Here is a 12,707-nt window from a genome sequence, read left to right on the forward strand (position 1 = left end):
TTTATCTTTACACAGTCCAACTCGTTTTGTGCTCTCACTATATTTTTCCCTATTACCTAAAACCTAAACTATGCTTTGCCACTGGCTATATCAAACAACAAACATTGACCTTTTTGACGGTCGTCTGTTCCGTGCGGGTGTTGCCGCCATGCTTTCCATCATCCTGGTGCTCTTCTTCATGCCGAAGTACATACGCTTCTTGCAGAGATTGGACGCCACGAGCGATTTCGACAAGGACGGAAAGACAAAATCGCCTCCGATTATGGGCGGCCTTCTCCTCGTGATTGTCGTTGAAATTGTTTCACTGCTCGTTTGCCAGATGAACGGCTACACCATCTCGACTCTCGTGATTTTGGCACTGTTCAGCGCCGTGGGCGCCACCGACGATATGGCCAAGGTCCGTGCAAAGCGCCTCGTGAACCAAGGCAAGCTCAAAGCCGCCGAATACATGGACAAGGCGGACGGCATTTCCAGCTCTCTTAGACTTTTCCTCTACTTCTTGTTTAGCTTTGTCGTTGCCGTTTTCTGCTACAAGTTCATTCCCGAACTCAAGGGCGATTTGACCATTCCGTTCTGCCCGATTGACGTATTCCAGATCCACCTCCCCAACTGGATTTTCGTTGCCTTCATGACGTTTGTCATCGCAGCTTCTGCTAACGGAACGAACTTCACGGACGGTCTCGACAGCCTCGTTTCTGTACCGATTCTTACCAGCATGGTGTTCGTTGGACTCGTCGCTTACGTGAGCGGAAACTTCATCTTTAGCCAGTACTTGAGCGTTCCGTACCTCCCCGGTTGCGACGAACTCTTCCCACTCGCCACCGCCATCGCAGGCGCTTTGCTCGCCTACTTGTGGTTTAACAGTCCTCCGGCAGAAATCTACATGGGTGATGCCGGCTCCGTCGGCTTCGGTGCAGCAATCGGCATCATGTTCATTCTCGTGCAGGCAGGGCTTTTCCTCCCCATCGTTTGCATTATCATCATCGCCGAAGCTTGCTCTGTTTTGATGCAAATTACATGGTTCAAGATTACCAAGAGAACGACCGGCACCGGCAAGCGCATTTTCCTTTGCGCCCCGCTCCACCACCACTACCAAAAGAAATGGGATGGCCGCTTCCCGAGCAAGCCGCTCATGAACTCCAAGATTGTGTGGCGCATGCACCTCGTGAGCATCTTCGCCCTCATCTTCAGCATGGTCGTATTCTTCGGTATTAGGTAGTATGCGGCTTCGCCGCAGTTACTAGTTATCAGTTAATAGTTACTAGTCAAGCCCCACCGCAAATACAGAACTTGTTATGCCCGCCACCGAGCGGGCATCTCCTTTTTATTATATTACATCGCATGAATATCATCGAAACTTTGAACGCCGCAGGTCAGCAAGAACTGGCCCAACATTTGGAATCTTTGACGGGTGATGCCCGCGCAAATTTGGAACGCGATATTTTGAGCCAGGACTGGCAAGAACTCAAGGCTCTCCACGCCGAAAAGTCCGCAGCCAACTTGAGCGATAACGTTTCCGCCGACCTCACTCCAATGCCGTGGAAACTCGCGACCGACGATCTCCGTTATGATTTTTGGAAAGAAACAGGTGAAATTCTCCTCGGTCAAGGCAAAGTTGCCGCATTCCTCGTAGCAGGCGGTCAAGGTTCTCGTCTCGGTTTCGATGGTCCGAAGGGCATGTTCGATATCGGTCTCCCAAGCCACAAAAGTTTGTTCCAATTGCAGGCCGAACGCTTGCGCAACTTGGGCGCCCGCGTTGGTCACGCCATCCCGTGGTGCATCATGACGAGTCCATTGAACCACGAAGCGACGGTCAACTTTTTCAGCGAAAACAACTTCTTTGGTTTAAACCGCGAAGATATCCGATTCTTCCAGCAGGGAACGATTTGCGCTCTCACCGCAGACGGCAAGGCTGTCCGCGACGGCGAAGACCATTTGGCTCTCGTACCCGATGGAAATGGCGGTTGCTTCCGCGCTCTCGCCCAGAGCGGCACGCTCGCCTGGCTTGTAGAACGCGGCGTGCAGTACGTGTTCCTCTACAGCGTCGATAACGCCCTTTGCCGCATTTGCGATCCGGCATTCATTGGCGCGCTCGCCGAAAAAGGCACAATCCTCAGCGCCTCGAAGGTCGTCCACAAGGCTGGTCCGAACGAAAAAGTCGGCATTTTCGCCTTCCAGAACAAGAAGCCAGGCGTTGTCGAATACAGCGACCTTCCGGAAAACTTCCGCGACATGACGAATGCTGACGGTTCCCTCACATTCGACGGCGGCAACATCGCGATTCACTTGTTTAAAATCAGCGGACTCCGCAAGTTGCAGACTAGCAAGCTCCCGTGGCACACCGCACGCAAAACTGTTTGTGGCATTGAAAAGTGCTTCAAGTTCGAACAGTTCCTCTTTGACGCATTCCCGCAGCTCGGTTCCATGCTCCCGTTCGGCGTCGTGCGCGAAGAAGAATTCAGCCCGGTCAAGAATGCCGAAGGCAACGATTCTCCAAAGACGGCTCGCATCATGATTGGCAAGCTCCACCGCGAATGGCTCCGCAAGGCACATGTGAAAATCGACGAAAAGAAGTTGTACGAGATTTCGCCGACCATTAGCTACGCAGGCGAAGGTCTCAAGCAGAGCGTCTTTGACCGCGAACTCGGCAGAAACATCCTGGAATTTGACGAGGATTAGCGCCTTCGGCGCAGTAGACCGTAGGAAATAGGCGGAAGGAAGTAGGATTTGTCATGCCCGCCGCCGAGCGGGCATTTCCTTTTTATAGCGAATGCACAGAATAAAAGTCATAACGTACAAGTTCCTAATCTACATTCTGCTGCGTTTGCCGGATGCGTTTTACGCAGTTCTTTTTGCTATCGTTTTCCCGGTTTACAAAGCTTTGCACAAGAAACGCGCCTACGGGCGCGTCGAAAAGCACTTGGCAACCGCAAAGAAATACGAGGCAAGAGAAAGCGACGGCACCAACAAGATGCAGCGCAATGTGAAAAGCCCGAGCCCAAACGCGATTGCAAAGATAAATGCGCGCGACACATTCAAAGGCATTTTCTGGAATGCGCTCGAATCCTACCGCGGACTCGCACATATCAAAAGCGTTGAAAAGCGAATCGTGTACGAAAACGAACACATCATTCGCGATGCCATCGCAGATTGTGCAAAAACTAACGCCCCCATCGCAGGCATCAGCATCCACCAAGGTGCCTTCGAGCTTTTGCACCGCGCACTCTGCCGCTACAGCGAACACGTACACCTCATTACAGATTCCGTCGGCGACATCGCATTCCGCGAAGTCCTCAAAGACCTCCGCAGCGACCCGCACCTGACCGAATATCATCCCGATGAAACAGGTTGCCTTATCCGCGAACTATTCCACACTAAAGGCATTCTCGCGATGGTCATCGACCAAGGCAAGCACACCAAAGGGAACACGGTCTCGCTATTCGGTCGCCCAAGTACGCTCTACTTGCGCCTCCCGCAAAAAATAAACGAGATGGGAGCAGGAATCGTCACATTCCGCACATGGAGCGAAAAGAAGCGCATCGTCATCCGCTTCGAAAAATATTACCCGCCAAAGTACGACGAAAGCTTCGGGAATGCAGAAAATGCCGCGTCATCAGAAAGCGCGCTCGTCACAAAAATCGCACGCGAAGTTGAAACGTGGATTGCCGAGCACCCCGAACAGTGGAGCTGGAATTACCACGGGAACTTCATTGGCTAGTAGCCATTTCAACAAATTTGAAGTTGCATTTTTTATATTTCGCAAAAAAGAAGGAAAAACAATGCCTTTAAATGCAGATGAAGAATTTCAATTAGAGTGGATCAAGAACCACCAAATGGAAGACAAGGACGAACTTGCCGAAATCCAGGCCGAGGCTGAAGCCGAAGCAAGACCGCAACGCGCCACCCGTGGCAAGAAAATGCGCCGCAATCCCGCCGCCTGGGAAATGCCGAACCCCGAAGATGAAATCGACCTTCACGGCCTCACCTCCGAAGAAGCAGCCGAAGCCGTCGAGCGCCGCATCGACGACCTCCTCATCGCAGGTCTCAGCGTTCTGCGCGTGATTCACGGCGGTGGCAACCCGGAATACGGCAACGTCAAGCGCATCATCGACCGCAAAGTGCGCTCCGAATGGAAAAATCGAGTCGTTTTCTACAAGGTTGAACCCGACAACGCCGGTTCCAGCATCATGAAAATCGGCAAGCCTCGCCCGCAAGTTACAAAAAAGAAGAAATAATGAAAAAAATTTCACTTTTTTTGCCCTTACCCCTTTAAAAGTGAAACGAAATTAACTATAATTGTGCGCGTCAACGACGAAGCGTCAAGACAAAAACAAAACGGAATATAGCTCAGCCTGGTAGAGCGCTTGCTTCGGGAGCAAGAGGTCGTGAGTTCGAATCTCGCTATTCCGACTAAAACAAAAAAAAGACTCCTTTACGGAGTCTTTTTTTGTTTTATACTGATATTCCGAGAGATGAGAACTCACGAAGTGAGTTCGAGTAGCAGCGAGGCGAGCGTCGCAGCGGCAAGCAAGCTTGCCGATATGACCGAGCCGAAGCAGCGGACGCCGTAGGCGTCCATCTCGCTATTCCGATAATCCACGAAGGGTAAAAATTGAAACGAAGTGAGCATTTTGTCTAATCTCGCTATAAATTCTTTCCGCACCCAAATCGTCTTTCCGGATTCGGGCAATGATCTTCATGACCATCGGGCCAAACCCAAACTTCATCTGCAAACGGACATGATTCGCACTTACCGCCAACAGCGCAAAGATCTACGCTATCACTAAAAAACAGACTTCCTTCATGCTTCACACTCAAAGCAGAATACACTCCCGACCGAAACTCATTGCGCAAAGATTCTAGCTGCGCATCATCTAGCGCATACATTTCACGGAGCTCTTGCGAAGAGACGCTCAACACAACCACTTTATTCCACTTGATTCTGTCAATTCCAATCGCAGAAGCCCATGACACAATCTCCGGCACTTCGTGCAAATTCTTTTTATGCAGCGTCACTTGCAGCGATACCGTCGCGCATCTCGCATTCTCACGCAGTCTATCGCGCACCCGAACCAACTTTTCAACGTTCGCTTTCCAACCGTCAAACTGTTCCGAAGCCAAATAGCTTACTTTGATATCGCGGCACGAACGCAATAGCACGCCCATCGCGTCTTCGCTCCCCCACTTTCCAGGGAACGTCCCATTCGTCGTGAGGTTCAACGGAATTCCAAGCGCCCTGCACAACTCCAGCAGTTCGTCAAAATGCGAATAGAGTAATGGCTCCCCCATTGTCGAAGGAATTACTTCTCGCAGCAAGCGTTTACCCGAAGCATCTCGTTCGGCGGCATACTTTTCAACCGCCGCACGAGCAATTTCAAAATTCATCTCGCCCATGCCGAACGCGCAGCGGCCCCTATTATTATCCGGCGGGCGTTCCCCGTTACAATTAGACTCGCCACAATTAAGCAAAGCCCGCTGGTTCAAAAAACACAGCGGACAATGCAAATTGCAAGCGTCAGGATTTGTAAGAAGCGTAATGCGACGCATTTTCAGCGCGCCTTACTCCCTATGTTCTCTAAGGTACTTAATCGCAGCAAGTCCCGCAATAGCGCCTTCGCCCACAGCTACAGCCACCTGGAGAGTGCCACCCGTGCAGTCGCCTGCAGCAAAGAGACCCGGAACTGTTGTCTGGAAATCCTTATCGAGCACGAGCTTTCCAGCATCGAACGCAGCGCCAGCTTTCAAAGCCAAATCAGTTGCATTCGCGCTACCCATAGCGACGAACATGCCGTCAAAATTGGCTTCAAGGCCATCGTCAAACTTCACGCCTTCAAATTGCCCAGCGCCCTTGAGCCCCGTAATCTTACGGGTTTCAATCTTCACGCTTTCAGGGAATTTCGCTGTGAGCTCAGCACCGTTCGTCAAGAGTGTTACGCTGTTGACTACAGACAAAAGTTCAGTCGCTTCATGCAACGCATACTCGCCCGAGCCAAGCACAGCCACATCCTTTTTACGATAAAAGAATGCATCGCAAACAGCGCAATAACTCACGCCGTGGCCTTCCATTTCGGCCATTCCTGGGAGCGGGGTCTTCTTGCGGGCAGAGCCTGTTGCCATCAAGCAAACCTTGCCGCGATACGTACCATTCAAGCCCGTCGCGACAAACCCAAAACCGTCAAACATGAGGTCCGTTACCTCATCGTCCACGATTTGCGCACCAAGAGCAATTGCCTGTTTCTTACCGACTTCGGCAAGTTCAGCTCCCGTGAGTGGTTTTTCAAGACCAAAATAATTTTCAATTTTGTGGGCCTTTGCAAGCGCGCCTACATCCTTACCCACAAGCTGAACCTCAAGTCCAGCACGAAGACCATAAAGGGCAGCCGAGACACCGGCCGGTCCATGCCCCAAAATCAATATATCAGCCATAATAACCTCAACACTAATATACGATTTTATTTATTTTAAAACACGTAATAATTAATGATTTTGGATACCAGGACGATGTTGCAACGCTACCCGACGCGAGATTTATTTGTTGAAGCTGGATATGGTCCCAATTTTGCGGACCAGCTTATTCAGAATGCCTATAGCAAACTTTTTGAGGGCGATCCGATCGACGAGCGCATCTACTTTGAAGCGTCCGACGACATGGCATACATCATCGACATTGGGCACGACGACATCCGTTCTGAAGGCATGAGCTATGGCATGTTCATTGCCGCGCTGACCGACCACGAAGTCACGTTCGACAAGCTCTGGAACTTTTCCAAGCGTTTTGTCCGCAACAACGATGGTCCGCACAAAGGATATTTTTCATGGCAAGTCAACACGACCGACTTTTCCATGATGGACCCAGGCGCAGCTCCTGATAGCGAAGAATACTTTGCAGCAGCCCTCCTTATCGCCGCAAAGAGATTCAACCGCGAAGACCTCCTCAACGATGCCAAAGAGCTCATCCATGATATCAAGTACAAACCGCAGAACGAACTTGTAGGCCCGATTATCGATCCGGAACGCAAGCTCATCAAGTTCTCCCCCGTTCTCGGCAACGACTTTACCGACCCAAGTTACCACACAATGGCATTCTACCGCATGTTCGCCGAAGCAACAGGCGATGAATCCTGGCTTGAAGTCGCACAGGCGAGCATTGAATTTTTGCAGAAGGCGGCCCACCCGGTCACCGGTCTTTGCGCTGACTATGCCGAATACGACGGCACACCAAAGGCCATGCCTTGGTTCCCCGAAAGCAACAACTTTAGCGGAGACGCATGGCGCGTTGCGCTCAACTTGAGCCTCGACTATGCCATCTTCCACGGACACGAAAGCGAAAAAGAAATCTGCGAACGCATCTTGCACTTCTTCCAGAACTGCACACCGTACCTCTCCGACTACTCCGTCGACGGAGGTCCGTATCCGCATCAAGGCAGAAACGCGACGCCAGGGCTTATCGCCATGAACGCAGCAGCCACGCAAGTGCTCCCGGTCGATGACCCGCGCATTACGCCGTTTGTCAGGCGCCTTGCAGCGCTCTCCGTGCCCTATCGTTTTTGGCGCTACTATGACGGGATGTTGTACTTAATCGGATTACTCGCCACCGCGGGAAAAATCACACTCTAAGGAGGATCGTATGAAACTACCTGCCATCTTATTCATTGCGGCAAGCTCTATTGCTTTTACCGCCTGCGACGATGTTCGTGTTGAAAAATACCCAAACGGGAACGTCCGCTTCGAAGCCACCTACGTCAACGACAAGAAGGAAGGCATCGAAAAGGAATACTACGATGACGGTACGCTCAAGCGAGAATCCAATTACGTGAATGACCGCCGAGAAGGTGTGACCAAGGAATACTACAAAGACGGCACACTCCAATCTGAACTCCCGTACGTGAACGGCTACGTCGAAGGAACTGTTATCCGTTACCACAAGAACGGCAAGGTTGCAACAAAGGCTGAATACAAGCAAAATAAGCAAGTTGCCTTCGGCGAAACATACAACGAAGACGGAACCCCCGCCACAAGCGGAAGCTACAAGGATCCGCGTGACGGCATCTCCTATGAATGGATTGTCATTGGCGACCAGCTCTGGACTGCAGAAAACATGAACTTCGCTACCGCTTCCGGTGCAATTTGTTCACAATGCAACCACTGGGGACGCCTCTACGACTTCCAAAACGCACAAAAAGCTTGCCTCGAAGGATTCCATATGCCGAGCAAGGCCGAATGGCAAAAGCTCCTGAAAGTCGCCGGTAAAAAGCCGGGTGTCGCTCTCAAGGCTGGCTACGGCTGGGATCCAATCAAGCCGGAATCCCCGATTTTCGGAAACGGCAAGGATGAACTCGGATTTGGCGCAAAGGCTGGCGGCGCACACTTTGCCAAGAGCGATGTCGCTATAAAGGACCGCAAGTTTGATGAAGCCGGTAAAAAGGCATACTTCTGGACAAGAGAAGGAGACGTCCTCGTATTCTTCCACGACAAGGATATCGCCAAATTCGAAAAGTTCAATCCCGAATTCGGCGCAAGCCTCCGCTGCTTGAAAGACTAACAGAGTCATCCTGACGCTGAAAGCGGAAGACAACCTCAAAAGGCGAGTGTTGCAGCCATGCTTGCATGGATATAACCGAGCCTAAGAGGTTGGGGCTTGCCCCATCCAATCAAATTTTATACAGCAAAACTCCTCGTCACAACCGAGGAGTTTTTTACTTTTCAAATTTATCCGCCTAGTCTAACGAGGCATGCGCAGCAATCGTGTAAATCGCAGTCACGTCCTTAGCCTTGAGCGGCACAAAGCCCCAACCATCGCCTGGATTCAGTTTTTCGACAAGCGTCGGGATATCTTCTTCTTTCGCGCCGAGTTCTGCAAAGTTGATAGGCATACCGATAGAATGCAGGAATCTTCGGAAAGCCTTGATACCTTCGAGCGCAGTAGCTTTCGGATTTTCGAAATTCATTTGGCAACCAAAAACGCGTGTTGCCATCTGCGCAAAACGCATCACGTTATGGTCGACCACGTATTCCATCCACGCCGGCATAATAACTGCTAGCCCCGCGCCATGGGCGCAGTCATAGAGTCCCGAGAGTTCATGTTCAATAGCGTGACTGTTCCAGTCCTGACTGCGCCCACAGCCCACAAGGCCATTGTGGGCTACCGTACCCGCCCACATAATATTCGCACGAGCCTCGTAATTGGCGGGTTCGGCCATGGCGCGCGGACCTTCCTTGAGTATCGTGATGAGCAGCGCTTCGCAAAGGCGGTCAGTAGTCTCGACTTCCAAAGTGTTCGTGAAGTAGCGTTCAAACACATGAGCCATGATGTCGGTAATGCCGCAAGCAGTCTGGTAAGCCGGTAGCGTGCAAAGCAAAGCCGGATTCTGCACCGCAAATCTCGGGCGAATCACATCAGCACCAATGTCGCGCTTGAGCATTCCCTCTTCTTTTGTTACAACAGAATCGCCACTGCCTTCGGAACCAGCGGCAGCAATCGTCTGCACCACGCCAATTGGGAGTGCCTTCGTGACCGGCAACTTTTTCGCATAAAAGTCCCAGAAATCGCCATCGTAGAGCGCGCCCACAGCAATGCCCTTAGAGCTATCAATGACGGAGCCTCCGCCCACAGCAAGGATGAAATCGACACCGTTCGCACGCACCATCTCGATACCCTTGTAAATCAAGGTATCGCGCGGGTTCGGCTTCACGCCACCGAGTTCCACAAATGAAACGCCCGCAGCATTGAGCGACGCCTTAACGCGGTCAATCAAGCCGGAGCGCACCGCAGAGCCCCCACCGTAATGAATCAGCACCTTCGTGCCGCCATACTTTTTAACGAGTTCACCGCATTCGTTTTCGCGGTCTTTACCAAATACAAATTCCGTGGGGCTGTAGAAATTAAAATTGTCCATATTCCATCCTTGTGTTTCAATTAAAAATACAAGAAAATCCCACCCAGCGGCAGGATTTTACCAAATTTTCTGTTCTCTAGAGGAAACATCTACTAAAATTTAAGCGAAACACCTACACACGGAACAATCTGAAACCCAGAAAAGACATGATTGAGTTTATAATCAATTGTTTCAAAATTATCGTTGCGATAATTAAATTCATTCGTTCTATTTCCAAAACCGAACAAATTCACAACCACATCTACACCCGCATTAATTCCTAGCTTTTCTGTAATTCGATACCCCAAAACAATATCGCCACCAACAACAAAATTAAACAGCAACGTTGAATATTCTTCAGTGAAATCCTCCATCTGATAAGATTTCCCCAAGTATTTCATGTCACCACCCAAAATAGCATGTACCGCTAATATGAAATCATTTACAAACGGAGCATAGCCCAATCCAACTTTTGCATTCAAATCAAAACGAGAATCAATCTGATTCATATGGTCATACGGATCAAAATAAGAATATTTTTTGGATTCATTCACAGGGAAATTAATAAAACCAATTCCTGCTCCGACCTCAAAAGACAAACCATTTTGATAAACCAAATCACGAGTCCACTTCAATTGAAGCCCCATGATCATATCCATTTTGAAATCACGATCACGAGAAAAGCTGCCATCATCGTATTCTAAATTGCTATACTGGGTCCACGTTCCGCCCCAATCCATCGGAAGCGCAATACTAAATGTATGGAAAACAATATTTTTCTTCTGTATTCCTTCACTCTGAGCAAAAGACGTTAAAGCCAAGAGCATCACGGCAACAAGCGCAATTTTTACCAATTTGGACATTCCATTCTCCATCAAAATTTATACGAAAAGATAGATAAAATATAACCAAAAACATCTTTGGATTCTTTGAAATCAAAGAATTCTCTGAATGACGAAAAAAAACTTCCCGGAGCATACCCGAGAAGTTTTAAACAATCACTGGATCCTTCCCCCCTTTGGGGCTCAGGATGACAACTCCAATGACCAATGACTATTGACCAATAACTACTAAGTTGTATACTCTGCGTTGATTTTCACATAGCCATAGCTCAAGTCGCAAGTGAATGCGCTTGCAGAAGCCTGACCAATGTTCAACACGAGCGTTACTTTGTATTCACGCTGACGAACCACGGCATGCAGTGCAGCCGTCTGCTTTTCATCCAGCTGTACCGGACGGCCACCTTCGAGAACCTTAACTTCACCAAAGTAGAGGTCCGTGTGTTCGGCAACCATGTTGCAGCCGCTAGAACCAGCACTGCTGAGGATACGGCCCCAGTTCGGGTCTTCACCGAACATAGCGCACTTGGCGAGGTTCGAGGTTCCGATGAATCGAGCCATGCGGAGTGCTTCTTCGTGGCTTTCAGCCTTTTCAATGCGGAGTTCGATGAGCTTCGTTGCACCTTCACCATCGCGGACAATGTCCTTGGCGAGGCTCTGCATCACGAGCGTCAAAGCTGCGCGGAATTCGCCCTGTTCGCTGAGGGAGAGGTCTTCGTACTTGATGCCGCTCATGCCGTTAGCAAGCATGATGCAAGTGTCGTTCGTACTGGTGTCACCATCAACCGTAATAGCGTTGAAGGAGTCTGCAATGTTGGCGCGGAATTCAGCAAAGAAGTCAATCGGCAAAGCAAGGTCAGTCGTGATGAAAGCAAGCATCGTAGCCATGTTCGGGTGGATCATGCCAGAACCCTTGCAGGCGCCACCGATAGTCACCACACCCTTTTCTGTCTTGATTTCCACAGCGTGGCTCTTGAGAGCAAGGTCCGTCGTGAGGATAGCACGGCCGAATTCTTCGGAAGCATCTTCATGGAGCTTTTCCACGAGCTTCGGGATACCGGCTTCGATCTTGTCCATCGGCATCAAGTGGCCAATCACGCCCGTGCTGCAAACAAGCACGCTCTTCGGCGTGAGCTTGAGAGCTTCTTCGGTAAGCACAGCCATGCGTTCAGCATCGGCATAGCCCTTTTCGCCTGTGCAAGCGTTAGCGTTACCGCTGTTCACGATCACAGCAGATGCAAAGTGGGCATGTTCCAAAGCGGCCTTGTCATAAAGGACCGGGGCAGCCTTCACCTTATTGGTGGTAAAAACAGCGAAGCAGCGGGCAGCCTTTTCGCTCTTGAGAAGAGCCATATCGGCATTGCCGCTGGCCTTGATTCCGGCGCAAATTCCAGATGCGGTAAAGCCCTTGGGGGAGCAAACGCCGCCTTTTTCCAACACAGTGTACATAGTATCTCCTAAAAAGAAGCTTTCTTTGCGATTCTGGGCTCGCAAAGCCCGTTAAAATTTTTACCTTATGGAGCATGGAAAAGATCATGTTTACACAAGAGGCTTACGACAAGCTCGTTAAGGACCTTGAAAATTTAAAAAATGTTGAACGTCCCCGCGTACTTCAAGAATTAGTTGATGCCCGTGCACAAGGCGATTTGAGTGAAAACGCTGAATACCATGCTGCCAAGGAGCGCCTTGCCTCTATTGACAACATCGAAATGCCGAAGCTCCAGGACCAGCTCGCCCGCGCCCAGGTGATTGCATTTGATGCGAACTCCGACACCATCAAGTTCGGCGCCACCATCACGGCCAAGAACCTGAAGACCAAGCGCGAAATCGTCTACCAGCTCGTCTCTCCCGAAGAAGCCGACGCCCTCAACGGCAAGATCAGCTTCAAGAGCCCGATTGGCGCAGCTCTCATGGGCAAGAAGCGCGGCGATACGGTCGAAGTCGTAACGCCCAAGGGCAAGAACCAGTTCGAAATCATCGATTTCAAGTAATC

Annotated in this window: 12 protein-coding genes and 1 tRNA gene; 8 read left to right on the forward strand and 5 right to left on the reverse strand. The window is 50.3% G+C overall.

The window, feature by feature from the left end; translation table 11 throughout:
• Positions 1–70 precede the first annotated feature (70 nt).
• From mraY to FSU_RS03080, 5 genes are all read left to right on the forward strand, one after another.
• On the forward strand, positions 71–1,219 hold the full coding sequence (mraY, locus tag FSU_RS03060; protein WP_012820076.1) for a phospho-N-acetylmuramoyl-pentapeptide-transferase: 1,149 nt from the start codon (positions 71–73) through the stop codon (positions 1,217–1,219).
• Between the two features lie 122 nt (positions 1,220–1,341).
• A complete protein-coding gene (locus FSU_RS03065) occupies positions 1,342–2,679 on the forward strand; it encodes a UTP--glucose-1-phosphate uridylyltransferase (protein ID WP_012820077.1) in 1,338 nt (445 codons plus the stop codon).
• Positions 2,680–2,770: 91 nt separating this feature from the next.
• The gene (locus FSU_RS03070) at positions 2,771–3,718 is read left to right on the forward strand and encodes an LpxL/LpxP family acyltransferase (protein ID WP_012820078.1); all 948 of its coding nucleotides are present in this window, start codon (positions 2,771–2,773) and stop codon (positions 3,716–3,718) included.
• Between the two features lie 61 nt (positions 3,719–3,779).
• Complete coding sequence (locus FSU_RS03075; protein WP_012820079.1) at positions 3,780–4,235, forward strand: Smr/MutS family protein; 456 nt, start codon at positions 3,780–3,782, stop codon at positions 4,233–4,235.
• A gap of 101 nt (positions 4,236–4,336) precedes the next feature.
• Positions 4,337–4,410 (forward strand) — tRNA-Pro (locus FSU_RS03080).
• 234 nt (positions 4,411–4,644) lie between these two features.
• On the opposite strand, the gene FSU_RS03085 is transcribed toward FSU_RS03080, so the two are convergent.
• On the reverse strand, positions 4,645–5,385 hold the full coding sequence (locus FSU_RS03085) for a hypothetical protein (RefSeq protein ID WP_155808667.1): 741 nt from the start codon (positions 5,383–5,385) through the stop codon (positions 4,645–4,647).
• A 174-nt stretch (positions 5,386–5,559) separates the two neighbouring features.
• Complete coding sequence (locus FSU_RS03090; RefSeq protein ID WP_012820082.1) at positions 5,560–6,426, reverse strand: NAD(P)/FAD-dependent oxidoreductase; 867 nt, start codon at positions 6,424–6,426, stop codon at positions 5,560–5,562.
• Positions 6,427–6,501: 75 nt separating this feature from the next.
• On the opposite strand from FSU_RS03090, the gene FSU_RS03095 reads away from it, so the two are divergent.
• Both FSU_RS03095 and FSU_RS03100 read left to right on the forward strand, forming a co-directional pair.
• Complete coding sequence (locus FSU_RS03095; protein ID WP_012820083.1) at positions 6,502–7,617, forward strand: family 8 glycosyl hydrolase; 1,116 nt, start codon at positions 6,502–6,504, stop codon at positions 7,615–7,617.
• Between the two features lie 10 nt (positions 7,618–7,627).
• A complete protein-coding gene (locus tag FSU_RS03100; protein WP_012820084.1) occupies positions 7,628–8,542 on the forward strand; it encodes an FISUMP domain-containing protein in 915 nt (304 codons plus the stop codon).
• Positions 8,543–8,717: 175 nt separating this feature from the next.
• Here FSU_RS03100 and FSU_RS03105 read toward each other — a convergent pair whose 3' ends face one another.
• From FSU_RS03105 to argJ, 3 genes are all read right to left on the reverse strand, one after another.
• Positions 8,718–9,896: an iron-containing alcohol dehydrogenase gene (locus tag FSU_RS03105; RefSeq protein ID WP_012820085.1), complete on the reverse strand. Its 1,179-nt coding sequence runs from the start codon at positions 9,894–9,896 to the stop codon at positions 8,718–8,720.
• A 92-nt stretch (positions 9,897–9,988) separates the two neighbouring features.
• Complete coding sequence (locus tag FSU_RS03110; RefSeq protein ID WP_012820086.1) at positions 9,989–10,738, reverse strand: hypothetical protein; 750 nt, start codon at positions 10,736–10,738, stop codon at positions 9,989–9,991.
• 207 nt (positions 10,739–10,945) lie between these two features.
• Positions 10,946–12,163, reverse strand: coding sequence for a bifunctional glutamate N-acetyltransferase/amino-acid acetyltransferase ArgJ (argJ, locus tag FSU_RS03115; RefSeq protein ID WP_012820087.1), 1,218 nt, complete (start codon positions 12,161–12,163; stop codon positions 10,946–10,948).
• A 74-nt stretch (positions 12,164–12,237) separates the two neighbouring features.
• Here argJ and greA point away from each other — a divergent pair, with 74 nt between their 5' ends.
• On the forward strand, positions 12,238–12,705 hold the full coding sequence (gene greA, locus FSU_RS03120; protein ID WP_014545276.1) for a transcription elongation factor GreA: 468 nt from the start codon (positions 12,238–12,240) through the stop codon (positions 12,703–12,705).
• Positions 12,706–12,707: the final 2 nt, after the last annotated feature.

The organism is Fibrobacter succinogenes subsp. succinogenes S85 (assembly GCF_000146505.1).
GTDB classification, from domain to species: Bacteria; Fibrobacterota; Fibrobacteria; order Fibrobacterales; family Fibrobacteraceae; genus Fibrobacter; species Fibrobacter succinogenes.